The organism is Neobacillus sp. DFD-2R (assembly GCF_057747865.1).
Genome location: NZ_CM173228.1, coordinates 4760001 through 4783342 on the forward strand (window position 1 = coordinate 4760001; position 23342 = coordinate 4783342).

Sequence of the window (23342 nt, forward strand, 5' to 3'; positions counted from 1 at the left end):
TGCGCGCGCTTTACGCCCAATAATTCCGGACAACGCTTGCCACCTACGTATTACCGCGGCTGCTGGCACGTAGTTAGCCGTGGCTTTCTGGTTAGGTACCGTCAAGGTACCGGCAGTTACTCCGGTACTTGTTCTTCCCTAACAACAGAGCTTTACGACCCGAAGGCCTTCATCGCTCACGCGGCGTTGCTCCGTCAGACTTTCGTCCATTGCGGAAGATTCCCTACTGCTGCCTCCCGTAGGAGTCTGGGCCGTGTCTCAGTCCCAGTGTGGCCGATCACCCTCTCAGGTCGGCTACGCATCGTCGCCTTGGTGAGCCGTTACCTCACCAACTAGCTAATGCGCCGCGGGCCCATCTGTAAGTGACAGCCGAAACCGTCTTTCAGCTTTTCCTCATGTGAGGAAAAGGATTATCCGGTATTAGCTCCGGTTTCCCGAAGTTATCCCAGTCTTACAGGCAGGTTGCCCACGTGTTACTCACCCGTCCGCCGCTAACCTTCAGGAGCAAGCTCCTAAAGATTCGCTCGACTTGCATGTATTAGGCACGCCGCCAGCGTTCGTCCTGAGCCAGGATCAAACTCTCCAAGAAAGTTGATTAGCTCATTTGTTACGTTGGCTTAGCTTCACTTTCTTACGAAAGATCCACTAATAGTTATTGTTTGTTTGCACGATTTTGTTTGTTTAGTTTTCAAAGAACAAAGCTGCTAATTAAAATAGCGACAAAAACTATTATATCACATCACTTCTTATATATCAACTAAAAATCACTTTCTTTTAAAAAGATATTTTTAACTGATGTATTTTTTGAAGCAGCTTTTATATGATAACACCGTTGGTGTTTCAGTGCAATATTTTTTTATCTTTTTACCTATTTTCTCTTTCCAATTGTAATTAGGATATTTACACCGCTCTAGGTTTCGTGTGGTGGGTGATTTTCTATTGTATGGGATTCGTGTAGTTAGCGTATTCTGTGTAGTACCTGTTGTCCATGTTGCATCGCCTATGAGAAAAAATTTCAGAGGAGATATTTTTGTATAAACTCTGAAAAAATTGTCCATCCTTGAACTATAAAAAGAGTTTGGGAGAGTGGAGAAGTTGAAGTGGTTTGGAATCGGGAAAGATAGGTCGAGGCTGGGCCGCTATCTTGATCAGCATGGCATAAGCCAAAAGGTGTTAGAAAAATCAGGAGTTAGCAGGGCTACCATTAGCCGGCTATGTTCCAGTGATGAACATCAACCAACCATAAGTACAGCAAAGAAAATCATAAATTTCCTTAAAAAAATTGATAAGAGTGTAGATTATAACGATTTCTTTGATATGTAGGGGTGGTTATCAATGAGTAAAGAAGAATTAAATAAAATTATTGAAGTAAAAAAGATGGACATAGAGGAATGTGAACTAGAACTTAATAGTCGTTACTACCCTTCTATAGTGAGAATGGCAATGATGAGTTACATATCAGTCCTACAAAAACAACTAGAAAGGTATAATAACGATCTTATTAATTTATAATGCGGATTCTTCAGAAGTCTTTTTTGCATAAAATTGAAGCTAAGGAAGACCATCCTTAACCTCTATAAGTGGAAAATCTATCTATCTAACAATAAATGCTTTTTTGTAATCTGGATATTTATTCACGATTTCTTCGTATGTACCTTTATCTATGATGAATTCATCTATACATAAAACAGGCAGCGTGCCGGATCTGTGTAAACAAGGTGTCTGTATAAATTAAATCATCTTTTCGGAATGGTTTTTCGCAAACCACTCAATGAGGTTGTATCTTTTCTAACTTTCCATTTTATCCCTCCTTTCTTTCCTTCACCATATCAAAAAAAGAATAACAATAATTCAGGTTCATAAAATTGTTGATATTTGGAAATAACTTTTTATCTGACTCGATACATAACGCGGATTTTGTAACTAGGATATAGGCTGTCCTCATAAAATTCTAGTGAAAGAGCCCTTCCCTCCTTAATTTTTCAACATATTTTATAAGGAATAAGTCTAAAGGAGGGCTATAAAATGGATGGATATGGATTTGGTGGTTGCGGATACGGTTACGGTGGCTTTGGATACGGCGGTGTCGGTTATGGCGGCGGTTTTGCTTTAATTGTTGTATTGTTTATCTTGTTAATCATCGTCGGAGCAGTGGTCTGGTTTTAAGTAAAAAACAATCACGCTTAAAAAGCCCCGAGAGGGGCTTTTTGTGTTTGAGACTATTCCGATTAAGGTTTATGTGGAATGGAAGGCTATGGTGGTTCGACTAGGCTTTGGGTTTTCGGCTACTTTAGCTTATGCATCAGTTCAAGTGAATAACCATTGGGGTTAAGCCTTATTTTAAGAAAATTTTTATTTATTAATTCAGCACTTGTCCATTCAATAAATATCATGTGTACATATGTTATTACTACACCAAAGCCATTAACATCTGCATAAACATTACCTTCCGAAGAACGTTTGCCTTATATAGCAGACGTTCTTGCATTTTAGGCAAATCGCTGATTTTGTCCAAAACATATGATGATTGTCCAATCAATCCTTGTCAAAAAAAATATAAATACATAGTGACAGTATTTACTTTTGGAATCCAATAGGTGGTGAAAAATATGGGCTTTGGATATGGCTGTGGCGGTTACGGATACGGCGGTGGCTTTTATGGAGGAAGTACTTTTGTTTTAATCGTAGTATTGTTCATCCTATTAATTATTGTACTTTCCAGTATGGTTTTTTAATTTGGGTGAGTAAGATCCCTTTTAATTAAACGCTGGAGGTGCTATAACATGAGCGACGGACATAGAACGTCTTCATTTGCGTTAGTCGTAGTATTGTTCATTCTTCTTATCATCATCGGAGCTTCTTTCATGTTCTACTAAATATATAGGGTAAGATGAATTGGTTCAGGAAAAGGGCTCCTATTAATGGGCCTTTTTTCCATTCGCAATATTTACCTGCTTTAGAAACCAATTGGTGTTATTTGTCTTATATATGTAAGTCAGTATTTTATTTAGTTGATCAAACAATTTCTATTACTTCTGTATGGATAATATTTTCGACAGTCAGTTCACATTCTTTGATACGTTTTAATTCTTAATGATCTTTCATATCAAAGTCTTTAGAAACCATTTTTTCTTCCTGTTCTCCGTTTTTGGCCACTACAATCGATACCCATTGAAATCCTTTTGCAAAATAAATAACTTGAAAAATTTTCATATTCTTTCACTCCTTTTATTCGAGCATTATGGATTAAGTTCGACATGTTCAATGTATCCTTTCACCGGCTGACCTGTCAGCCGGTGGAATTGGTGCTTTTGAATTTGAGTGTTCATGTATTTTCAATTTTCGATTGTAGGCTGATTCTTTGTTTCTCCTAAAATATAATCTGCTGCTGTCTGTGCTTGAGCAGCTGCTTGTAAAACTAAACGACTCTCTTTCTTTAAAGCTCGTAACCATGAATCAATATAACTCGCACTATTTTCGATAGTACTGTTATCAATTCCGGCCACTCCGCACAACATCGCCGCACCCATTTCCGCGACTAATTCCTCTTTTCTGTTGTCAAGTGTTTGTCTACGATTCGCACACTAAATGAGACAGTTAACGCCAGAATTATTTTGGTTATTTTTTCACTTTAAATAAAAGGTAACAAGTGGATGAACTTCATAAATCCAAGCTCTTTCCCTCTAAAGGATTTTGAGACATAAAAAAGGCACCTCTCTAACCATAGATCCTTTTCCAAAATGATTATTAACCAATTCACCTCTTGTATAAGCTATTTATTCCGGCCTTTTTCAATGGCTGACGTTTGTCCCAGTCAAAATTATTTTTTGTAGGTTTTTGTATGATTCGGTAGGTTTTTGTATGTAACCGCTTACACTTATATTAGTAATAGACTTGAAGGGGTGTATGGGATGAAAAACCTAAAACTTGGCTTAGCTTGGCAGATTGTGATTGGTCTCATTTTAGGAATCGCGGTTGGAGCTTCCTTTTATGGAAATCCAAATATTGAAGGATTCCTCAAGCCGTGTGGAGATATTTTTATTCGCTTAATTAAAATGATTGTTGTTCCAATCGTTATTTCAAGTTTAATTGTTGGAGTTGCGGGTGTAGGTGATATCAAGTCATTAGGAAAACTTGGGGGAAAAACCCTGCTTTATTTTGAAATCATTACGACGATTGCCATCGTGGTTGGGCTATTAGCAGCGAACGTGTTTCAGCCAGGAGCAGGCGTCGATCGATCCCATCTAACAAAAACGGACATTAGTACCTATGAAACCACAGCTAAAACAACACAGTCCCATTCGATGATTGACACAGTTGTGAATATTGTTCCTACGAATATCATTCAATCACTGGCAAATGGGGATATGCTAGCCATCATTTTCTTTTCTGTTATGTTTGGGCTTGGAGTAGCGGCGATTGGAGAGAAAGGAATACCAATCCTTAACTTCTTCAGAGGAACAGCAGATGCGATGTTCTATGTAACAAACCAGATAATGAAGGTTGCCCCACTTGGTGTGTTTGCTTTAATCGGTATCACAGTATCCAAATTCGGAATAACTTCTTTAATTCCGCTCGGGAAACTGGTTCTTGTGGTATATGGAGCCATGATATTCTTTATTCTCGTTGTCCTTGGATTGGTGGCGAAAATTGCTGGGTTTAACATTTTCAAATTATTAAAGTATTTAAAAGACGAATTATTATTAGGTTATTCAACTGCAAGCTCAGAAACGGTACTTCCAAAGATCATGGAAAAGATGGAGAATATCGGCTGTCCGAAGGCGATTACTTCATTTGTTATTCCAACTGGATATTCCTTTAACCTTGATGGGTCTACCCTTTATCAAGCAATTGCAGCACTGTTTATTGCTCAAATGTATGGAATTCATTTGAGTATCATGCAGCAAATTACATTGGTTCTTGTCTTGATGCTTACTTCCAAAGGAATTGCCGGCGTTCCCGGTGTATCGTTTGTCGTTCTTCTTGCAACATTAGGAAGTGTTGGAATACCGGTTGAAGGACTTGCTTTTATTGCCGGGATTGACCGCATATTAGATATGGCTCGTACAGCAGTCAACATCGTCGGAAACTCCCTGGCAGCCATCGTCATTACAAAATGGGAAGGTCACAAACTCAAAGAACAAGAAGCAGAAAAAGCAGCTTAAAAAAAGAAGTCTGCCCCCAAGTGTGATTGGGGCAGGCTTCTTTTTTACGGTAACAGGCACCTCCGTATCAATTCTGTGTTAATTTTTATTACATGGTTCTGAACTGTATGAAAATAAGATTACCATTTTGTTTAGACAAACATTACTAAGAAATTAGAGGGTTGCTTCGTGGAAAAGAAGTAATTAGTGAAAGTGGATAATTGCATGGCAGGAGTTCGATGCAATGAGAAGATTATAAAGTTGGAACCAGGCAGCTTGGAGACCACCATCTTTGGAAGCGAGCCCCATCCTAATATCTAATTCTACTATCGAAGGTTTTACAGGGGATACTTCAATAAAGGATATTTCGATCGGATGTTTAAAAATAAAAGTGAATCTAATAAAAAGGAAGAAGTTCCAGTTATAAATGTCTATCATAATTTACCTAGCATGTTGTCAATTATGGAACGTACCATCGTGGGAATGTAATTTAGAGGTTGTATTGTGGAATAAAAAAAGAAGCTTTAGAGCTTCCAAGTAGGAAAGTCAATATCCTTTTGCTTCTCATAATTTTTCATCCTAGAGTATGAGTTAGCTAATTTAGATACTATGAATCCTTGTGGGTTCGAGGTTTCTACATGCCCGTTTAATTCTTGAATTCTAATTTTTGCAAACATATTTGCTACCTGAGCTAAATTTTCAATAGTATCCATTAATTCGGGGGAACCATTGTAATGACATTTAGCTATGGAGTAAATATAATCAAGTTTATTTCCAATTAATTTAAGTGTTTCGATATCAAACTGTTCATTTTTCATTAGTCTCCACTCCCCCATTAATAAAGCATATGGAATTAAGGGTAATGAAGAACTAAACAGATAAAATAAAAAACTTATCCTATTAGTGAACACTACGAAGATAATATGCAGTAGCTTATTCAAGAATCGGGCGCTTTAATTTAATAAAAGGAGAAAACATATTATACATGTTTAATATGTTTTCTCCTTTATTTTTTTGGCTTTTAATAATTTATGTCTTGATAAAAAAATAGAAGAGATGGAACGGCTAATATCTGAAAGTATGGTTACCAAAAAGCTTTTAGAGATTACCACATGGAAAAACGTTTTTTTTACATCACGCGTTGGATTTGTAATGAAAATCGATTCTTTAAATAAAAGAATTCAAATCCACAATGAATTTGAATCCAACATCAATCTTGATTTCTTTTCCATAACCAATGTAATGGTCAAATAAATACTCACCTTTAAAAGGTCAATCCTTAACAATATTGCTGTTTATTAGGAGGTATTTTTTACAATATATAGAAGTAATTAACAAGACAGGTCATTATTAAAGGGGGATTAGAATATGGAGTTTTCAGTTCTCATTGATTGGGTGCATCATTTTTTGTTGATTATGGGTGGATGTTTAATTTTAACTCTCCTCATGCTAGTTAGTTCTATGAAGTACACAAAGAATAAAGTAAAGCAAATAGATGAAGACGATAGAAATGAGTTAAATACAACGAATGATCGTTGAAACCTATTCAATTTTATAGTTAAGATATTTGTCCCTTCCATCATGAGGAAAACATACGCTCTAGATGAGAAGGGCTGTTTTCGATAACTCTATACTTGACTGTAATATCACTGTATGCAACCTATCTGACTCCTTACCCAACATATTTAATCATTGCGATTTCATCACAGCAATTAAACTTAGGACAATTCATACAATCCACCCACACTTTTTCAGGCAATGTCTCCTTTGCTACGATTTTAAAACCACATTTTTTGAAAAACGCTGTTTCGTATGTAAAAGACATTATACGGCTAATTCCAAGTTTCGGTGCATCACTTATAATACGATTAACTAATCTGCGACCAATACCTTTTCCAGCATAATCGGGAGAAACAACCAAAGATCGTATCTCTGCCAGGTCCTGTCCTAAAACATGTAATCCTGCAACCCCTAGTATTTTATTATCCTCTTTCATAACATACAAACATTGTAAATGTTGATAGAGTGATAAATACGTACGAGGTAATACGATTCCTTTTTCAGCATAAATTTGGATTAAATCATAAATATCTTTAACATCACTTGTCACTGCATGATAAATATCCATTCTGTTCTCCTTTTGCAATAATTATTAATAAATATACAACAATACGTATTTTTATTCAATGATTTTCAAGTACAAAAAAATTTTTTACCCATTAAGAAAAAAATAGCTTGGATCAACCACCTAAGCTTCATTGCCATTAACAACTCCTACCTTAATTTATTTTCAATCGTTCCTTCTCCTGTTCACAAAATTCCTCAACTGTTGATTTTCTCCAATAGGGAGCGCCTGCAAGTTCAATATCTGCTTTCGTACAAATGATCCTGTGCGATTCCAAACTCTTCGCCTTTTAGATGAATTACATTCTCATCAAGATCACACAACGCAGATATTTCCACATTGCTAAATCCGATAGTAATTTCAAATGATGATTAGCCATTCCACCAAGACCAATTAAGCCAAACTTTATGCTCTTTTGTCCGTCCATGTAATCACTCCTTTTTCTTGTATTTTACGAATAACCCTTTCCAATTATTTCAAAAAAAAAAAAAAACAAAAGGTGTCCTTTATTATTCAATATAGATAAATGACACTATTCTGTCTATTTTAAAAATATCTCCATATGAAACGTTGTCAATCCATTCGAAATTTAAAAAGGCAGGATTTCCTGCCTTAGTTTAATGAAACGATTTCCAGAAGTCACCATTTCTATTTATAATACCCGTCAGTTCATCAATCGGGATTGTAAACGTCGGAAAACCTGCAGCGTATGGGGCGATTTCATAAGGGGCAAAGTAAATATTTACTGCATTATCACTGATAAAAAACGGCTGCTCTTCCTGAATTCCTTTGTAGGTATCAGGGAAGACGTAGGAATACTTTTCATTACCTTTAATCTGATCACCAATGATATCGCTGATAACTTTCACAAAAGCGCTGCGGGGTTTAAATAAATCTTTTAATTGATAGACCACACCTGTATTCAGATCAATATGAGCATATTTTCTAACAGGCATTCCATGAGCTGCTCCAAAAGGATAATTGTATCCGGTTATTTCAATCACCAGAAGATCTTTTTTAAAATAGGTTACATCAAAATCGCCCATATAGTTCGATTCAAGCTGGGCTTGTGCCGGAATTTCTTTGACACCGGACAAATCCATTAATGTTCGATTTACACTTCCTGAATGTTCCATTCCTTTAACTTGTGGATAATAGACCAAATAATCTTTATTCGGTTTGAATTTGTGTTCAATGACCGAATATCGGTTATTGAGGGGAATGATTGCGTTTTGTTGCCAAATTAGCTTACTATTTTTATCAAAATAGAGAAGTCTAAAATCAATTTCTCCTTTGATTACTGTTTGATCAAAATCCAATGTACCCCTTCCGCTAACATTGGGGAGATGTTCCATGCGTTTGCCGCTTATATCGATAAAGAAAGTCGCTTGGTCATTATATACTGAGGCAAGGCCTTCCTTGTATTTCGTTATTTCATTATAAATAAATCCCGTGAGAAGATGGCCTTCAGAATCGGCAACAGCGTATTTTGAGCCAAGATAGGGTTTTTCCGGGTCAAGGGCCTTCCCGATAGCATAACGCCCTTCACCAAGATGTAAAAGACTATTATAGTTGGGCTTGATAATAAAATGCCCGTTCCGATCAATTAACCCATAATGGTTCCTAAAATCATCGGACACGTTCACAATAGCCAGACCCCCGATAAACGGTTGAGCTTCGGAAAACTGCGGTTCAATTACACTATTCCCCTGTTCATCCATATATCCGAATTTTCCATCCTTTGACATTTGGAAAGCCAGCATGCCTTCACCATAATTCATGACCGTAGGGTAAGAATAGGATTTCACTACTTTTCCGGTAAGATCAATTAGTGCGTAGCTTTCATTTTTCATTTTTACGATTGCTTTTCCTTTGTTAAAATCACTTGCTGATACATAGGAAAGTGGGAGCACTTCCTTTCCCCTTCTATTTAGATAGCCATACAAATATTGACCGTTTGCATCTGTATCTGCGATTAAGGCTCTGCCCTCTTTATAATCTCCGATATAGGAGTATGCCTTAGAGGTTATTTCTTTGCCGCTCTCATCAATCACTTTAAAGCCTTGGTGATCAATAACACTGGCCCGTCCTTCCGAAAATGGATTAATGGTATCGTATTTTGGTCTCACAATAAAATATCCTTTTGAATCAATTATCCCTGTACGGTCCATGATCCGTACTATCGCTAACCCATTATCCTGAAAATCCCCGGCATGGTCGAAGGATGGAGGGAGAATGAATTTGCCCCTAGCGTTAATATATCCCCATTTGTTTCCGCCGATTTCTTTAACAGAGGCCGGATATAGATATACAGCTCTTTCGTCAAGTACCCGGGAGGCTTTCTTTTCGGCCTCTTTTAAATATGGATAGTAAAATAAATATTCCGGGTGTTCTTTGATTTTTTGTTTATAGTATTCAACTACTTTTTTGAAATAGTAGGGCTCTACATCATGTGCCGGTACAAGAATATCTTTTTCCCACCGGTAGATTTCAACCCTGTATGCTTCTCCTGTATCATGAAACCATAATGCTATTTCTGCTTTGCCGTCTTTTCCATGAATTCCGGGCATGTCAGCTATTTCAATTTTGCTAAATATATACTCACCGTTTAATGGTTTCTCTTTCAATCCTGAATTTACCCACTCGAAAATCGATAATTTTGACCAAATACCTCCAATTTTCCAACCTACAACAATATTCAATTTTTTTTGGCCTGTGATGTGAGCAGTTCCCAAATAACTGACTTGATAACCGGTACCTTTTACAACAGAAATTAATCTAAAATGTCCGAAATGTTCTTTTAAGGTGAATAGATACAGTTCTTGGTTGGAACGGTATATCCCAAATAATTCTTGCTTACCATCACCATCTATATCTGCATATTGAAGATAAGGCCTTTTGGGATGGGAGTCAGTATACAGCAATTCATCACCAAATGGGAGGAATGGCAAATTCCAATTTCTTCCGTTTCCATGCATCATAGCTCCCCCATTTTACTTTTTAATATATATATGGGGAAGAATGCCTAACGTGCCTAAGAACAATGACAAACAGCTATTTCCCGCTAAGAAAATGGGGCCTGGCCGAGTTTATAAAATGGAAAAAACCTGGAAGTCCAGGTCATTTTGCTTAGGAATAGGGTTATGCAATAAAAGGAACTCACCTTTTTCGACTCGCATCATAAGGATATAATTCAATACTATCTTACACTTAATGACCAATATTATTTGCATCCGGGATCAATTGCTTCCAATCTTCATAAGTAAGTACCGTGTTCCAATGACCGGTAATTTTTGCAATACCGACAACTAAAATAAACAGAACAAAAAAAGCAGCCGGAACAACCCATTTATTGACCTTTTTATTTACGACAGTCATATTTAATGTATCTTTAATTGCGCAGGCTTCAATACATTGCATGCAGGCTGTACAATCCGGCGTTGCTACGACTTGTTTCTTGTGAACTTTTATTCTTTGCGGGCAAACCATTGTACACATTTCACAATTTGTACAGGTAGCTTCATTTCGGCGCACTTTTGTAACTCTAAAGATTGAACCAAGTCCGATCATCGCTCCATATGGGCAAAGGAGACGACACCAAACGTTTTTAAAGAACAGGGATAGAACGAACATGACAATAACAAATTTCAAGGCAAAACCACCAATATTTAAGAAAAAGAGCAGCATTTTCACATCGGAAATTTCATTATAAGGATCAGTCAGGAAACCTTTAGCAATAAATGTCGGCATATCAAAAACAATCATTTTTAAAAAGAATAATAGCAATAAATATTTTAAGGGAGTTAGTACCCAAACCAGCCACTGAGGAATCTCAAAATTCTTTTTAAAAAGCTTTTTCCCAAGCATCCCTGTCCATTCACTTACCGTTCCGACAGGGCAAAACCAACTGCAAAATGATTTACGAAATATAATCGCCGAACCAACAAAAAAGGTGAATAAAACAAGTCCTGCCGGATGAATTTTATCGAATTCCCCGGTCGTCAACCATACTTTTAAGGCCACTAAGGCACTAATCGGCAGAAATCCTTCTACGGCAGATGGTCTTTCCACAAATGGCTGACGACCTAACGTTTCAAAGTGCATGTAAAATTGATAAAAGCGTAAACCAACATATAATAAAAACAAAAGAAACACTGTCTGAACCACATGTCTGGTTACTTGAACAGGCTTTCGTTTCAACTGTTTAACATACCGGTTCCTCGATTTCATCACGTTTCCTCCATTCTCTCGGTACCTTAACTATAGTGAATGGATAAAATAGGGTGTGTGATATAAATCATCTTATCGATTGTTTTCATAAAGATGTCACATAAGAATTCTTAAAATTGTCAAATAAATTTTTATTATTGTTCTATCAATGTTACAAACAATTTCCTGGCTTTTTTCCTATCTTTCTACTGCAAATACAATGTTATTTTGCTTCCTTGCTTCTTCGGTAACTCTCAATACGGTCTTGCTCCAATTTTTTAATTCTTCATATTCATAATCATTCTTCGTTTCAATAATTCTAGCGATATTTATACATTCATAGACCATATTTTGCTCTTCCTGTTTGATGCTCAAAATTTGACCTTCTTTTGAATGGCTGTCAAAAAATTTAATTTCAGAAATCGGCGCTGCATCCTCGAGGACAAAGGTTCCTTTTTCCCCATGAATTTCACACGGAATCACCGAATGAGACATTTTTGAACAAAGGATCGTGCAAACAAAGTCTTCATACTGTAATACAAGTGTTCCGCTTCCATCTATTCCGCTGCGGAGTATTACAGGATGATACGTTATCTTTTTTGGTTCACCGAACAATCCTATTGCTAAATAAAGCGGATAGACACCTAAATCAACTAATGCTCCCCCTGAATAGTTAGCCGAGAATATATTGGGCTCTTGCCCCTGCAGAAATAAATCATAACGCGAGGAATACTGAATATAAGGCAAAATAGTACTTCTAAGGCTGCCTGCTTTGTGAAGGTTTTCTTTTAATATCCGGAAATTAGGCGTATGTATATTACGAATCGCTTCAAATAAATAAACACCATTCTCTTCCGCCATACGGTAAGCCTCTTCTAATTCACTCGTATTTGAAAAAATCGGCTTTTCACAAATGACATGCTTTTTATTTTTTAAAAAGGTAATTGTCTGCTGAAAATGTAAGGAATTTGGCGAAGCAATATAAATAGCCTGCAGTTCTTCGCTTTTTGCCATTTCTTCCAGGTCGGTAAAATACTTAGGAGCGTTATATGTATTTGCTAACTTCTTGGCTTTACCCTCTGTGCGTGAATAAACTCCAATTAACTGCAACTGTTTGCTAAGCTTTGCGGCTTCAATAAAGGATTCGGTAATCCATCCTGTTCCGACTGTTCCAAATGTAATCATCTAGCTTCCCCTTTCTATTTTGTTACTTTTCAACATTGTAGCCTTTTTTTGCTTTTCTTTCCAATTTAAATATGCCACTGTTGGATAATCTGTGATTTTCCACCCTTATATTGAAAAAAAATTAATTTCTAACCTGTTTTGTTCATGAATAGTTGGGAAGAATGGAAAAATATCAATATTTATGTTATTTATAAATAATAGATATGATGAAAGAGGTTGAAAAGGGTGGATAATCAAACATCGAATTTTATTAAAGATATTATGATAAAAGACTTAGAATCCGGAAAGCATGATACAATCGTTACCCGTTTCCCGCCGGAGCCAAACGGATATTTACATATTGGGCACGCAAAATCAATTATTATTAATTTTGGCTTGGCAGATGACTTTGGCGGCAAGACCAATTTACGTTTCGATGACACCAACCCATTAAAGGAAGATATAGAGTACGTTAACTCAATTAAAGAAGACGTAAAATGGCTGGGCTTTGAATGGGATGACCTATTTTTTGCTTCGAATTACTTCGAAGAAATGTTTAAGAGAGCCGTTCTTTTAATTAAGAAAGGACTTGCTTACGTCGATGACCTTTCCGCGGACGAAATTCGCAAATACCGTGGAACGCTGACAGAGCCGGGAAAAGATAGTCCTTATCGTGACCGCTCGGTTGAAGAGAATCTTGAATTATTTGAGAAAATGCGTGATGGTGTATATGATAACGGACAAAAGGTGCTTCGGGCCAAAATCGATATGAAATCACCTAATATTAATTTGCGTGACCCCGTCATTTATCGTATCGCCCATGCAACACATCATAATACCGGCGATAAATGGTGCATTTATCCGATGTATGCTTTTGCCCATCCCCTAGAGGATGCGATTGAAGGTGTTACCCATTCCATTTGTACAGTGGAATTCGAGGACCAGCGTCCATTATATAATTGGGTAGTTGAACAGTGCGAAATGGAAAGCACGCCGCAGCAAATTGAATTCGGCCGTTTAAATGTAACAAATACGGTTATGAGCAAACGGAAGCTAAAGCAGTTAGTTGATGAAGGGTTTGTCGATGGCTGGGATGACCCAAGAATGCCGACGATTTCCGGAATGAGAAGAAAAGGATTTACTCCGGAATCCATTCGTGATTTTGTTCGTGAAACCGGTGTATCTAAGGGTTCAGGTGCGGTTGATTCCCAAATGCTTGAGCACTTTGTTAGAGAAGATTTGAAATTAAAGGTACCTAGGACAATGGGCATCATTAAGCCGTTAAAGGTTATCATTACGAATTACCCGGAAGGCCAAATTGAATTACTTGATGCGGAAGTTAATCCTGAAAATCCTGACATGGGGATCCGGAAAATTCCATTTTCTCGGGAGATTTATATTGAACAAGACGATTTCATGGAGAATCCGCCAAATAAATATTTCCGCCTGTTCCCTGGAAATGAAGTTCGTCTAAAGAATGCTTATTTCATTAAATGTGAAGAAGTACTCAAGGACGCGAATGGAGAAGTAGTGGAGCTTCATTGCACCTATGATCCGGAAACGAAGAGTGGTACAGGCTTTACAGGACGCAAAGTGAAAGGAACCATCCACTGGGTGGAAGCAGCACACGCAGTCCCTGCCGAATTTCGTTTATACGAACCGCTGATTTTGGACCAAAACGAAGACGATAATGATGAAGGAAAAACCTTCTTAGATCATGTAAACCCGAAATCACTAGAAGTATTACAAGGATTTGTTGAACCGAACATGAAAGAAAGCAGGCCGCAGGACAAATTCCAATTCTTTAGACATGGCTACTTCAACGTTGACCCAAAACATACAACAGTCGATAAGCTTGTCTTTAACCGAATTGTTTCATTAAAAAGTTCTTTTAAAATATAAGAAAAGCGCAAGCGCCCGTTTAGCGCACGACAGGACTGGAGCGCTTCGACTGAGATAAAGTCAACACGAATCGCGTTTTTTGCTTTTTCGTGTTGACTTATCGTAGGGAGAAGAGCGAAGTACACTAGTCGCTGGGCGCTGGAGCTGGACAATTCTCAAAGAGTAAAATTTTATACTTTCTTTACTTATAAGGAGAGGCTGGCCCAATGGGGTCAGCCTCTTTTATGCTTTTTTAGATTAATGATAAGGAAATAGGCACTTCTAAAATAATTTTCGTGCCCTTACCGGGTGAAGAAAATATCGAAAGTTCCCCGCCGACTGCCCGAGCTCGTTCATCCATGCTGAAAAGACCGACACCGCGTGATTGTTTCATCTTATCAAAGCCAATCCCCTTATCTTCGATCATCACTCTGACGATTTCATCCATTTCTCTTAACGTCACAGTTGCTTCCGTTACCTCGGCATATTTTCGAATATTGGTCAGGGCCTCCTGGATAATTCGATATATCGTCAGTTCAATATTAATCGTTAGTCGCCGATTCAGAACGCATTCAAAATAAACATCGATATTATAATGATCTGAATAGCGAGTGAGAAACGAACGAATAGCAGGCACGAGGCCCAGATCATCTAATACAGATGGACGAAGCTCCCAAGAAATTTCTCGTATTTCTTCAATTAATTCTGTTGCTTCCGTTTGCATTTGCTGTAACAGGGGATGCTCGATTTCTGAAATCAGGCGATTAATGGTAATCAAATGACTATAAAGGTTTTGGCCAATCCCATCATGTAAATTTCGCGAGAGCCGCTTGCGTTCGTCCTCTTGAACATCAATAATCGAAGACATCATTTTTTGCAATTCCCGTTCTACACGCTTTCTCTCCGTAATTTCATAGCGAATCGCCATATATTGATAGGGTTTACCCCTTTCATTTAAAAAAGGAACAATGGTTGTGTCCACCCAATAGAATGTCCCGTCTTTGGCTTTATTACAGATTTCCCCCTTCCAAACCTTCCCAAGTCCAATGGTTCTCCACATATCAGTAAAAAACTCCTTGGTGTGATAACTGGAGTTTACTACCCTATGGTCTTCGCCCAAAAGTTCTTTTCGAGGAAACTTGGAGATGTGGCAAAATTTATCATTTACGTATGTAATAATCCCTCGGGAGTCAGTGATGGCAACAATGGATGATTCATCTAGTGCGAACTTAATATCCATCAATTCCTGAAGGGATCTATTTAATTCATTTTCAAGGTTGGAGAGCTTGTTCAAAGGCTTATTCATTTCCCTATCCACCGTACGGCCTCCATTAAAGTGTGATATATCCTTTTAATACTTCCTCTAAGGAATGGGCAGATTCCTTTACCATTTCCTGTTCATCCTCGGAAAAAGCATACTTTTCTCTATTGCCAATTAGTAATACTCCTTTAGGAACAAAATTAAAAAACAAAGGGACTGCGTAAGAGGAAACAAGTTTTTCAGCGAGCATGATCGGATAATCTGTCACTTTCCCAATAATATGATTGGGAAAATCGGTTATCAACATCGCGCTTCCGCTTGAAATAACTTTTCCGGCGATTCCTTTTCCAAAACGGACGGTTATTATTTTATACTTATCATTTAAATTGCCGGAAGCATAATGCCAACGAACATCAGGACCTACTTCATTTTGAAGGGCAAACCCGACAAATTGACATCTAACATTATCCAATAATTGGTTACACAACTCAATTACTGCTTGCAATTCCTTTATCTCCGTCATCCTTCGTGATTCTCCTTAAATACCATAACCTAATAACCCCTTTTTCACGGCATATTCCACCAACTCCGGCCGGGTTTTCATTTGCAGTTTTTCCATAAGCTTTCCTTTATGTGTTTCTACTGTTTTTACGCTAATCACAAGCTGCTCGGCAATTTCTTTGTTTGAGTACCCTTTAGCAATAAGTGTCAAAACCTCTTTTTCACGATCGGATAACAGATTGTACGTATTGGAGCTATCTTGTTTCATACTGCCCAGATATTCCTCCATTAATCGTTTTGTTGCCGATGGATGTAGATAAGCATCACCGATTGAAACTGCTTCAATTGCCGACATTAATTCATCGTGCGGAGCACTTTTTAAAATACAGCCTGAGGCACCGGCCTGAATTGCGCGAAAAAGGTATTCTTCATCATCGTGCATCGTCAAAATTAGGATATTAATATTTGGCATGAGCTTTTTTAATTCAGATGTAGCAGATAATCCGTCTTTCCCGTGAGGCATGCTTAAATCCATTACAACAACATCAGGTTTCAGCTTTAAGGCTTTTTTGATTCCTTCGTTCCCTTCAGAAGCTTCACCAATTACTTCTATTTCAGGATTTTTATTCAATAGCATGGTTAAGCCCATTCTTACCACAGCATGATCATCAACTAGCAGAATTTTTATCACTATAATCTCTCCTTAGATCCGTCTTTAACGGAAGAGATATTTCAATTAATGTTCCTTCTCCTATTTTAGAGGAAATCACACATTGCCCGCCAGTGAGAAGCATTCTTTCCTTCATCGCCGCAAGTCCTGATGAAGGATGGCTTTTTTCTAGGTTCTCCGGTTGAAACCCTTTACCAAAGTCATGAATAGTTATTTTTAAATCGTCTTGTTTCCATATAAAGTTCATTTTCACATTGGAGGTATCCGCATATTTTGCAATATTAGCAAGGGCTTCCTGACAAACCCGAAATAATGCGATACTATTTTGATCAGGTAATGGGTTTTCTTCCCCAGTCGATTCTAAATCAACAAGAATTCCAAATGTAGATGTGTATAACTTAATATAGCTTTTCATAGCCGGGAGCAAACCCAAGGTTGTTAAGGTGGGAGGATGCAGTTCGACTGAAAGCAATCTGATTTCTTGAATTGTCTTTTCAATTAACTGAGACATTTCACGTACATAATTTTTCATATTCGGTTGATCGACGCCTGATTCAATAAACTGTAAGCCTGTTAAAATACTATAAAGATTTTGCCCAACTTCTTCATGAAGTTCTATGGCTATACGCTTAATTTCCTCTTCCTGCGAATGGATAATATAGGAACTGATTTGATCCTTAGACGGTAAAAGCACCATTTACACACCTCCCAATCTTATAAAAAAAAACTCGCCGACTGGCGAGCCTGCAGGGGCTTTCGACAGAGGCGCAGTTCGTCGAAAAGTACAGCTTTTCGACTGCGATGCTTAAGCTTCCGAAGCTTTCCGATTAGCGAAAAAAGCCAGGTGCTTAATTAAAAGACCTGAACCTTTTTGATCGTATAATGTAGACCGCTTTCTATATCAAAAGCAGTCCATTCCGTTTCCGATTGGTGTACTCTGCTTGCTAATGGTACTGCTAAAAAATAAAAATCATCAAAATAGAATCGGATATGTGTGCCATCAGGGCAATACTGAACCTTTTTTACTGTTTTCTTTACAGACGGGGCTTGCTCTCCACCTTGTACATCTTGGATGGTAAGTTCGACCTTCACACCAACAAATTGCTTAAGATCATCTATATTAATGGGTTCCACAGCTGTTACACCCTCTCAGAACAGGGTAGATGAACATCTTATATCCCTGAAGATACTCCCAAAACTTCTCTCCTGCATGTTCCTCAAGGAACTGAATCGTTTCCTCTTCTGAAGCCCAATCGCTCATTCCCTTCAACTCAGCAACAACCATTTCGGATCCATCGAATGACTTTTCTTCAAGAAACCAATCCAACCGCTTTTTAGCAAAGGTGTTTTTCAATATTTCATCAATTTCCGCCGCAAACCCCCCTGCTTCTGTTCTCATAAAACAAAAATCAATATAGGTTTCACTTGTCATTAGCTTTTCACACCTTTTGATTGCTTTTTGTCATTTTTATAAATAAAGAAAGCGACAGGAAATAGCAGGATATTAATAATTGCAGCAATTAATGCGTTTAGAAAATGCTCAAAAAAGTATTGATGTACCATGTACTGCGTAAAGATGATGTTCAATATTAAAACAGCACAAAGGAGAAAAACACTCACATAATTACGCTTCATAACGTTTCACCCTCACGGCATATACAGCACCGTTTTCGACTTTCACTTGGATTTCCGGCAGCGGTCGTCTTGGAGGTCCGGCAATTGGTTCTCCGGAATTGACATCGAATTTTCCATGATGGCAAGGGCAGATCATTTCGCCCTCATCCTTTTTCCAAAATACAGGACACCGTAGATGTGTACAGGCATTTTGATAGGCAACATACTTATTTTCTGAAAGCCTAATCAAGATGGCACTGTCATGTTCTCCCGGAAAAGCGAAATCAACAGCATCACCGATAGCGATTGACTTAACAGCGGTAATTTTCTTTTTCGGATATTCTTTATTCCCTAGTCCGGCAAGTTCTTTAGCCGCCAATGCTCCCCATGGAAGCGAAGAGATAGCAAACACTCCGGCTGCACCGACCAATGTTTTCATAAAACCTCGGCGGTCTAGTTTTCTTTCGTTGTTTCGGTTTATATTATGTGTATAGTTATCTTCATCAAACGGGATTTTATTATTTTTATCTGTCATGCTAATCCCTCCTAAAACAATTTCGTAACGCCCTGTAAAATACCAGGCAGATTTACTTTAACATTTGTTTCGCCCTCTAAATAAGGTATGCTTGTAACCCATTTACCATTATCAAGATTAAATTGCTTTTGTTTTGCTTCTATTTCTTCATCAGTTAGCCATTGCAGGGTATTGGATGGACATACACTCGCACACATTGGCGGAATTCCGTCTTTTGTACGGTCGATACACAGGTCACACTTATACATTAAATTCTGCTCAGTATCAAACTTCGGTATTCCGTATGGACAGGCAATGGTACAGTTTTGACAGCCAATGCACTTTTCAACAAGAGCTGATAGCACAGCCCCTGTCTCATGGATTTGAATTGCCTGGGCCGGACAGCTTCTCGCACATGCCGGATTCACACAGTGAAGACACATAAGAGGCATTGTTTGCCGGTTAACGAAAGGATTTATATCGTAAACATAGTTCCGATTCCGCTGGTCATGTCCACCGCACTGCGTGCAAGCCGCTAAACAAGAGCGGCACCCAATACAGTTTTCAAGTTCTAAATATAGTCTCTTTTTCATTTACTGCACCGCCCTTTTTTTTAGTTTTTCAATCTGTGCTGCACACGCCTTGAATTCGGGCATCCGTGACATGGGATCAAGTGCAGGATTTGTTAAGAGATTAATAGATTTTTCATGCCCAAAATGGTAGGGAACAAAAACCGTATCTTTACGGATTGCTTCCGTGATTTTCACTTTATATTCAGCTTCCCCTCTACGAGTATAGAGACGGACAATTTCTTCATGTTCTATCTTGTATTTTGCTGCAGTTTCAGGATGTACTTCGACATATGGCTCCGGGCACATATCACGTAAGAATTGAATCCTTCTTGTTTGGTTACCGGACAAATAGTGGAAGACGACACGGCCTGTAGTTAAGCGCAATGGGTATGTTTTATCCGGCTCTTCAGCTGGCGGACGGTATGGCAGTGCACAAATTTTTGCTTTTCCATCAGGATGATAGAACTTTTTATCTAAAAACATATGTGGTGTTCCCAGATCATTTTCATCCTTACAAGGCCAGAAGACACCATCTTGTTTGTCGATTTTATCCCAAGTTGCTCCGTAGTAATCGGCATATCCGCCTTTAGAAGCTAACCGGAACTCATCCGCTACATCCCTAGCTGTCTTTAGATGAGAGAAATATTTACCTCTTCCAAGGTATTCAGCCAGCTCTGCTTGAATTTGCCAGTCCGGTTTTGATTCACCTAATGGTTCTTGTGCTTTATTAATTTTAATAATCCGTCCTTCAAGATTTGTTACGGTTCCTTCATCCTCAGACCAGGTTACGGTTGGAAGAATAACATCGGCGAATTCTGCTGATTCAGAGAGGTAGAAGTCTGCACAAACCATAAAGTCTAATCCTTTTAATGCTTTACGGACAAAGTTTTGATTTGGAGCAGAAACTGCCGGGTTTGAACAAAGCAGATACAATGATCGAATCGTTTTCTCTTCCATTAGTTCAAACATTTCATAAGCAGAAACACCAGGCTGCGGCATTTCTTCCGGAGTAATTCCCCACACCTTACATACTTCCTCAACGTGTTTTGGGTTGGTGAGTTTTCGATAACCCGGAAGCAAATCAGATTTTTGTCCATGTTCGCGTCCGCCTTGGCCATTCCCTTGACCTGTGAAGGTAGCAACACCTGATTTTGGACGGCCAATTTTTCCTGTAACAAGGGCCATATTGGTGTACGCTGAAACATTATCAACACCTTTATGCTGCTGCTCGATACCGCGGGCAAACATCACAATGGCATTCGGCGCTTTACCGTAAATTTCAGCAGCACGGATAATTTTTTCAGGGTCAATACCTGTTATTTGGCTTGTATATTCCGGTGTGAATTCTTTTACCAATTCTTTTGTTTCTTCAAATCCATTTGTATGATTGTTAACGAATTCTTCATCGGCATAGCCATTTTGAATTAATAGATTCAAAATTCCATTCGCAAGTGCAAGGTCTGTTCCGGGTCTTAAATCTAAGTGAATATCAGCTCTTCTAGCTATTGGAGTTTCACGAGGGTCCGCTACAATTAAGTAACCACCTCTTTCCTGAACTGCCCAAACACGGAACATCGAAGTTGGATGGCATTCTGCTGTGTTACTTCCCGCGATAAACATACAATCTGTTTCGTGAATATCTGTCCAAGGCAATGTAGACCCGCGGTCTACACCGAATGAGCGAAGGAAGCCACCTGCAGCACTCGACATACAGAATCGACCGTTATAGTCGATATAGCGTGTCTGCATCGCAACCCTAGCAAACTTTCCTGTTAAATAACATTTTTCGTTTGTCATCGATACACCGCTGAAAACAGACAATGTATCTTTTCCATATTTGCTTTGAAGTTCATTAAACTTAGTCGCAATCAACTTATAGGCTTCATCCCATGTTGCTTCACGAAAGCCTTTTGTTGTTCCTTTTAAGGAAGCATCATCACGGATCAATGGCTTTAATATGCGGTCAGGATGATTCGTTTGCTGGTATGCGGTAACCCCTTTAGGACACATCTTACCAACGTTTACCGGCCATTCATAACGAGGTTCGACTCCAATAATTTTATTTGTTTGAGTGTTTACTCGTAAATTCATACCACATTGCATTCCGCAATAGGCACAGTGGGTTTTCACCAGTGTTTCATTTGGATGACGTACATTATCTATTTCCTTGAAAAATTTATCCCTTTGCATTCTGGTTTGCCTCCTTGACCTTTACTTGGTGGGTTGCGAATCCTGAGAATCTTGAAATTCTGTATTTTCTGCGGCATGGCAGGCACAATTCAGCGAGATTAAAGCCATCTTGCATATTGAATTCGATATCATTGACTCCCAATACTTGAATAACATCATTTGACTGTTCAACTGAAACAAATTTCTCTCCGCACACCTTACATTCTTTCATTTCTTTTTCTCCATAATGTTCCCGGTAGTTTCTTGCAAGCACACTCATTGGACGGAATGGAATATGAGCAAGCTTCCCGAATGGTAAATAGATTAATGTTACGATTACGGAAAATTGGTGGATCAGCGACATAATTGGCTGACCATGGCCGTGCATAACAATGTTCATAAATGTTAATAACAATCCGGTGATTGAAATAAAAAGCAATAGATAAAGCGGTAAGAAATCATAGACAAATTTTTGTTCCGCTCTTGCCTGCATATTTTTCAAGCGGCGATAAAGTGCCATACATACACCCGTAGTAACCATCACTGCTGCAATATTTAATGCATTATAGGAGAAAAAGGCGATGATTCCTTCAGCAGGCACCTTCATTACGTTCAATCCCAAAAGCACGATGGTGTAGTAGCCATTGTCATCCATCGTAAAATACATCCAGCCAAAAACTAGTGGGAATGTAACTAAGCATGCGAGGACACAGCCCCAGCCGATTAAAATATGCTGAATCCATCGGTAAAGTCCCCGATTTCGAATGAAATCGTAAATAGCTAAATGACTAACTGCCGTTTTAGCAGTACTTTTTCTAAATAACAGTTTTAAGCCTTTCTTGATGATGTTTTTGGTTGGCGGCCTTTCGCCCCAGGCAATAAACCGATAAAAGAATCCTCCAATAAAAACAATCGTTCCAACCATATATCCGTAAAGATTCAAATCGATATGTGTAAACATTCTTGTGCCAATAAAAGTTAAAATTGCAAGTCCGGCAATTGTTAAAAACATGGACTTGGCAAAATGGGAAGCAAAGGCATCATTGATTGAGCGTTCCCGTTTTTTAGTTAATGAAATATTCGCCTGCATTTGAGCTCCTCCTTAAATGAAAACTCGCCGACTGGCGAGTCCGTTAGGACGCCGACAGAGGCGTAGTTGAATTTATTCGTTCAGAATTTATGGATATAAATTCTGATTAGCCAAAAAAAATAACACTATCGTTTTCTTAACTTAATTGTAAGAAAAACGGTAGTGTTATAAATATCAGGGAACTCCCCCATCCTCGGGGGAAAAAACCCTTAGAATTTTCGATTTTGACAAAATTTCGTCACATTCCAGAAAAGCGGAAGCACCTGTTCAGCGCACGACAGGACTGGAGCACTCCAAACGAGATAAAGTCAACACGAATCGCGTTTTTTGCTTTTTCGTGTTGACTTATCGTAAGGAGGAGTGTGAAGTACACTAGTTGCTAGGCGCTCCTCGGAAAAGCTAACGCTTTTCCTTCGTGCGAGGTATTC

Annotated in this window: 29 protein-coding genes and 1 rRNA gene (1 of these 30 only partly in view); 10 read left to right on the top strand and 20 right to left on the bottom strand. The window is 38.4% G+C overall.

Annotation, left to right across the window (positions count from 1 at the left end):
• Positions 1 to 589, bottom strand: a 16S ribosomal RNA gene (locus tag AC3ANV_RS23870) (it extends 961 nt beyond the left edge of the window).
• Between the two features lie 497 nt (positions 590 to 1086).
• Between AC3ANV_RS23870 and AC3ANV_RS23875 the strand changes: the two genes are divergently transcribed.
• The 6 genes from AC3ANV_RS23875 to AC3ANV_RS23900 all read left to right on the top strand — a co-directional run bounded on the left by AC3ANV_RS23875 (position 1087) and on the right by AC3ANV_RS23900 (position 2876).
• Positions 1087 to 1323 (top strand): helix-turn-helix transcriptional regulator, encoded by a 237-nt coding sequence (locus AC3ANV_RS23875; RefSeq protein ID WP_488311092.1) that lies wholly within the window; start codon positions 1087 to 1089, stop codon positions 1321 to 1323.
• A 12-nt stretch (positions 1324 to 1335) separates the two neighbouring features.
• Positions 1336 to 1512 (top strand): hypothetical protein, encoded by a 177-nt coding sequence (locus tag AC3ANV_RS23880; RefSeq protein ID WP_488311093.1) that lies wholly within the window; start codon positions 1336 to 1338, stop codon positions 1510 to 1512.
• A gap of 513 nt (positions 1513 to 2025) precedes the next feature.
• Complete coding sequence (locus AC3ANV_RS23885; protein ID WP_488311094.1) at positions 2026 to 2166, top strand: YjcZ family sporulation protein; 141 nt, start codon at positions 2026 to 2028, stop codon at positions 2164 to 2166.
• 43 nt (positions 2167 to 2209) lie between these two features.
• Positions 2210 to 2332, top strand: coding sequence for a hypothetical protein (locus AC3ANV_RS23890; RefSeq protein WP_488311095.1), 123 nt, complete (start codon positions 2210 to 2212; stop codon positions 2330 to 2332).
• A gap of 277 nt (positions 2333 to 2609) precedes the next feature.
• Entirely contained in the window at positions 2610 to 2735 is a 126-nt protein-coding gene (yjcZ, locus tag AC3ANV_RS23895) for a sporulation protein YjcZ (RefSeq protein WP_488311096.1), read from the top strand.
• Positions 2736 to 2783: 48 nt separating this feature from the next.
• Positions 2784 to 2876: a YjcZ family sporulation protein gene (locus AC3ANV_RS23900; RefSeq protein ID WP_488311097.1), complete on the top strand. Its 93-nt coding sequence runs from the start codon at positions 2784 to 2786 to the stop codon at positions 2874 to 2876.
• 214 nt (positions 2877 to 3090) lie between these two features.
• On the opposite strand, the gene AC3ANV_RS23905 is transcribed toward AC3ANV_RS23900, so the two are convergent.
• On the bottom strand, positions 3091 to 3213 hold the full coding sequence (locus AC3ANV_RS23905; protein ID WP_488311098.1) for a hypothetical protein: 123 nt from the start codon (positions 3211 to 3213) through the stop codon (positions 3091 to 3093).
• A gap of 122 nt (positions 3214 to 3335) precedes the next feature.
• A complete protein-coding gene (locus AC3ANV_RS23910; RefSeq protein WP_488311099.1) occupies positions 3336 to 3530 on the bottom strand; it encodes a zincin-like metallopeptidase domain-containing protein in 195 nt (64 codons plus the stop codon).
• A 381-nt stretch (positions 3531 to 3911) separates the two neighbouring features.
• Here AC3ANV_RS23910 and AC3ANV_RS23915 point away from each other — a divergent pair, with 381 nt between their 5' ends.
• On the top strand, positions 3912 to 5165 hold the full coding sequence (locus AC3ANV_RS23915) for a cation:dicarboxylate symporter family transporter (RefSeq protein WP_488311100.1): 1254 nt from the start codon (positions 3912 to 3914) through the stop codon (positions 5163 to 5165).
• 503 nt (positions 5166 to 5668) lie between these two features.
• Here the strand turns inward: AC3ANV_RS23915 and AC3ANV_RS23920 are convergent.
• Positions 5669 to 5962: a hypothetical protein gene (locus AC3ANV_RS23920; RefSeq protein ID WP_488311101.1), complete on the bottom strand. Its 294-nt coding sequence runs from the start codon at positions 5960 to 5962 to the stop codon at positions 5669 to 5671.
• A gap of 262 nt (positions 5963 to 6224) precedes the next feature.
• Here AC3ANV_RS23920 and AC3ANV_RS23925 point away from each other — a divergent pair, with 262 nt between their 5' ends.
• Together AC3ANV_RS23925 and AC3ANV_RS23930 are read left to right on the top strand one after the other, a co-directional pair.
• Positions 6225 to 6398: a YolD-like family protein gene (locus AC3ANV_RS23925; RefSeq protein ID WP_488314320.1), complete on the top strand. Its 174-nt coding sequence runs from the start codon at positions 6225 to 6227 to the stop codon at positions 6396 to 6398.
• 114 nt (positions 6399 to 6512) lie between these two features.
• Positions 6513 to 6683, top strand: coding sequence for a hypothetical protein (locus tag AC3ANV_RS23930; RefSeq protein WP_488311102.1), 171 nt, complete (start codon positions 6513 to 6515; stop codon positions 6681 to 6683).
• Positions 6684 to 6816: 133 nt separating this feature from the next.
• Here AC3ANV_RS23930 and AC3ANV_RS23935 read toward each other — a convergent pair whose 3' ends face one another.
• From AC3ANV_RS23935 to AC3ANV_RS23955, 5 genes are all read right to left on the bottom strand, one after another.
• A complete protein-coding gene (locus AC3ANV_RS23935; RefSeq protein WP_488311103.1) occupies positions 6817 to 7272 on the bottom strand; it encodes an N-acetyltransferase in 456 nt (151 codons plus the stop codon).
• A 295-nt stretch (positions 7273 to 7567) separates the two neighbouring features.
• Positions 7568 to 7696, bottom strand: a complete 129-nt coding sequence (locus AC3ANV_RS23940; protein ID WP_488311104.1) for a hypothetical protein — start codon at positions 7694 to 7696, stop codon at positions 7568 to 7570.
• A gap of 190 nt (positions 7697 to 7886) precedes the next feature.
• Positions 7887 to 10250 (bottom strand): WG repeat-containing protein, encoded by a 2364-nt coding sequence (locus AC3ANV_RS23945; protein WP_488311105.1) that lies wholly within the window; start codon positions 10248 to 10250, stop codon positions 7887 to 7889.
• Between the two features lie 229 nt (positions 10251 to 10479).
• Entirely contained in the window at positions 10480 to 11499 is a 1020-nt protein-coding gene (locus AC3ANV_RS23950) for a 4Fe-4S binding protein (RefSeq protein ID WP_488311106.1), read from the bottom strand.
• Between the two features lie 177 nt (positions 11500 to 11676).
• The gene (locus AC3ANV_RS23955; RefSeq protein ID WP_488314321.1) at positions 11677 to 12660 is read right to left on the bottom strand and encodes a Gfo/Idh/MocA family protein; all 984 of its coding nucleotides are present in this window, start codon (positions 12658 to 12660) and stop codon (positions 11677 to 11679) included.
• A gap of 264 nt (positions 12661 to 12924) precedes the next feature.
• Here AC3ANV_RS23955 and AC3ANV_RS23960 point away from each other — a divergent pair, with 264 nt between their 5' ends.
• On the top strand, positions 12925 to 14544 hold the full coding sequence (locus AC3ANV_RS23960; RefSeq protein WP_488314322.1) for a glutamine--tRNA ligase/YqeY domain fusion protein: 1620 nt from the start codon (positions 12925 to 12927) through the stop codon (positions 14542 to 14544).
• Between the two features lie 232 nt (positions 14545 to 14776).
• On the opposite strand, the gene AC3ANV_RS23965 is transcribed toward AC3ANV_RS23960, so the two are convergent.
• The 11 genes from AC3ANV_RS23965 to AC3ANV_RS24015 all read right to left on the bottom strand — a co-directional run bounded on the left by AC3ANV_RS23965 (position 14777) and on the right by AC3ANV_RS24015 (position 22914).
• Complete coding sequence (locus AC3ANV_RS23965) at positions 14777 to 15829, bottom strand: PAS domain-containing sensor histidine kinase (protein ID WP_488311107.1); 1053 nt, start codon at positions 15827 to 15829, stop codon at positions 14777 to 14779.
• A gap of 25 nt (positions 15830 to 15854) precedes the next feature.
• Positions 15855 to 16307 (bottom strand): GAF domain-containing protein, encoded by a 453-nt coding sequence (locus AC3ANV_RS23970; RefSeq protein WP_488311108.1) that lies wholly within the window; start codon positions 16305 to 16307, stop codon positions 15855 to 15857.
• Positions 16308 to 16322: 15 nt separating this feature from the next.
• Entirely contained in the window at positions 16323 to 16976 is a 654-nt protein-coding gene (locus AC3ANV_RS23975; protein WP_488311109.1) for a response regulator, read from the bottom strand.
• A complete protein-coding gene (locus tag AC3ANV_RS23980) occupies positions 16954 to 17652 on the bottom strand; it encodes a sensor histidine kinase (RefSeq protein WP_488311110.1) in 699 nt (232 codons plus the stop codon). The genes AC3ANV_RS23975 and AC3ANV_RS23980 overlap by 23 nt, the downstream gene beginning before the upstream one ends.
• A gap of 155 nt (positions 17653 to 17807) precedes the next feature.
• Positions 17808 to 18089 carry a hypothetical protein gene (locus tag AC3ANV_RS23985; protein WP_488311111.1) on the bottom strand — a complete coding sequence of 94 codons (282 nt, stop codon included), beginning with the start codon at positions 18087 to 18089 and terminating at the stop codon, positions 17808 to 17810.
• Positions 18076 to 18387, bottom strand: coding sequence for a hypothetical protein (locus AC3ANV_RS23990; protein ID WP_488311112.1), 312 nt, complete (start codon positions 18385 to 18387; stop codon positions 18076 to 18078). The genes AC3ANV_RS23985 and AC3ANV_RS23990 overlap by 14 nt, the downstream gene beginning before the upstream one ends.
• Complete coding sequence (locus AC3ANV_RS23995) at positions 18387 to 18590, bottom strand: hypothetical protein (RefSeq protein WP_488311113.1); 204 nt, start codon at positions 18588 to 18590, stop codon at positions 18387 to 18389. Before AC3ANV_RS23995 ends, AC3ANV_RS23990 begins: the two co-directional genes overlap by 1 nt.
• Entirely contained in the window at positions 18580 to 19104 is a 525-nt protein-coding gene (locus AC3ANV_RS24000) for a QcrA and Rieske domain-containing protein (RefSeq protein WP_488311114.1), read from the bottom strand. The genes AC3ANV_RS23995 and AC3ANV_RS24000 overlap by 11 nt, the downstream gene beginning before the upstream one ends.
• Positions 19105 to 19115: 11 nt before the next feature.
• Entirely contained in the window at positions 19116 to 19676 is a 561-nt protein-coding gene (locus tag AC3ANV_RS24005; protein ID WP_488311115.1) for a 4Fe-4S dicluster domain-containing protein, read from the bottom strand.
• Positions 19677 to 21845: a molybdopterin oxidoreductase family protein gene (locus tag AC3ANV_RS24010; protein WP_488311116.1), complete on the bottom strand. Its 2169-nt coding sequence runs from the start codon at positions 21843 to 21845 to the stop codon at positions 19677 to 19679.
• A complete protein-coding gene (locus tag AC3ANV_RS24015) occupies positions 21832 to 22914 on the bottom strand; it encodes a hypothetical protein (protein ID WP_488311117.1) in 1083 nt (360 codons plus the stop codon). The genes AC3ANV_RS24010 and AC3ANV_RS24015 overlap by 14 nt, the downstream gene beginning before the upstream one ends.
• Positions 22915 to 23342: the final 428 nt, after the last annotated feature.

Excerpts from the sequence above, each read along its gene's own strand:
- AC3ANV_RS23930 (WP_488311102.1), top strand. The coding sequence starts at position 6,513 with ATGGAGTTTTCAGTTCTCATTGATTGGGTGCATCATTTTTTGTTGATT.
- AC3ANV_RS23905 (WP_488311098.1), bottom strand. The coding sequence starts at position 3,213 with ATGAAAATTTTTCAAGTTATTTATTTTGCAAAAGGATTTCAATGGGTA.
- AC3ANV_RS23940 (WP_488311104.1), bottom strand. The coding sequence starts at position 7,696 with ATGGACGGACAAAAGAGCATAAAGTTTGGCTTAATTGGTCTTGGTGGA.
- AC3ANV_RS23995 (WP_488311113.1), bottom strand. The coding sequence starts at position 18,590 with ATGAAGCGTAATTATGTGAGTGTTTTTCTCCTTTGTGCTGTTTTAATA.
- yjcZ (WP_488311096.1), top strand. The coding sequence starts at position 2,610 with ATGGGCTTTGGATATGGCTGTGGCGGTTACGGATACGGCGGTGGCTTT.
- AC3ANV_RS24010 (WP_488311116.1), bottom strand. The coding sequence starts at position 21,845 with ATGCAAAGGGATAAATTTTTCAAGGAAATAGATAATGTACGTCATCCA.
- AC3ANV_RS23970 (WP_488311108.1), bottom strand. The coding sequence starts at position 16,307 with ATGACGGAGATAAAGGAATTGCAAGCAGTAATTGAGTTGTGTAACCAA.
- AC3ANV_RS24005 (WP_488311115.1), bottom strand. The coding sequence starts at position 19,676 with ATGAAAAAGAGACTATATTTAGAACTTGAAAACTGTATTGGGTGCCGC.
- AC3ANV_RS23920 (WP_488311101.1), bottom strand. The coding sequence starts at position 5,962 with ATGAAAAATGAACAGTTTGATATCGAAACACTTAAATTAATTGGAAAT.
- AC3ANV_RS24000 (WP_488311114.1), bottom strand. The coding sequence starts at position 19,104 with ATGACAGATAAAAATAATAAAATCCCGTTTGATGAAGATAACTATACA.
- AC3ANV_RS23885 (WP_488311094.1), top strand. The coding sequence starts at position 2,026 with ATGGATGGATATGGATTTGGTGGTTGCGGATACGGTTACGGTGGCTTT.
- AC3ANV_RS23990 (WP_488311112.1), bottom strand. The coding sequence starts at position 18,387 with ATGACAAGTGAAACCTATATTGATTTTTGTTTTATGAGAACAGAAGCA.
- AC3ANV_RS23900 (WP_488311097.1), top strand. The coding sequence starts at position 2,784 with ATGAGCGACGGACATAGAACGTCTTCATTTGCGTTAGTCGTAGTATTG.
- AC3ANV_RS23950 (WP_488311106.1), bottom strand. The coding sequence starts at position 11,499 with ATGAAATCGAGGAACCGGTATGTTAAACAGTTGAAACGAAAGCCTGTT.
- AC3ANV_RS23915 (WP_488311100.1), top strand. The coding sequence starts at position 3,912 with ATGAAAAACCTAAAACTTGGCTTAGCTTGGCAGATTGTGATTGGTCTC.
- AC3ANV_RS23965 (WP_488311107.1), bottom strand. The coding sequence starts at position 15,829 with ATGAATAAGCCTTTGAACAAGCTCTCCAACCTTGAAAATGAATTAAAT.
- AC3ANV_RS23880 (WP_488311093.1), top strand. The coding sequence starts at position 1,336 with ATGAGTAAAGAAGAATTAAATAAAATTATTGAAGTAAAAAAGATGGAC.
- AC3ANV_RS23925 (WP_488314320.1), top strand. The coding sequence starts at position 6,225 with ATGGTTACCAAAAAGCTTTTAGAGATTACCACATGGAAAAACGTTTTT.
- AC3ANV_RS24015 (WP_488311117.1), bottom strand. The coding sequence starts at position 22,914 with ATGCAGGCGAATATTTCATTAACTAAAAAACGGGAACGCTCAATCAAT.
- AC3ANV_RS23935 (WP_488311103.1), bottom strand. The coding sequence starts at position 7,272 with ATGGATATTTATCATGCAGTGACAAGTGATGTTAAAGATATTTATGAT.
- AC3ANV_RS23960 (WP_488314322.1), top strand. The coding sequence starts at position 12,925 with ATGATAAAAGACTTAGAATCCGGAAAGCATGATACAATCGTTACCCGT.
- AC3ANV_RS23980 (WP_488311110.1), bottom strand. The coding sequence starts at position 17,652 with ATGGTGCTTTTACCGTCTAAGGATCAAATCAGTTCCTATATTATCCAT.
- AC3ANV_RS23945 (WP_488311105.1), bottom strand. The coding sequence starts at position 10,250 with ATGATGCATGGAAACGGAAGAAATTGGAATTTGCCATTCCTCCCATTT.
- AC3ANV_RS23910 (WP_488311099.1), bottom strand. The coding sequence starts at position 3,530 with ATGGGTGCGGCGATGTTGTGCGGAGTGGCCGGAATTGATAACAGTACT.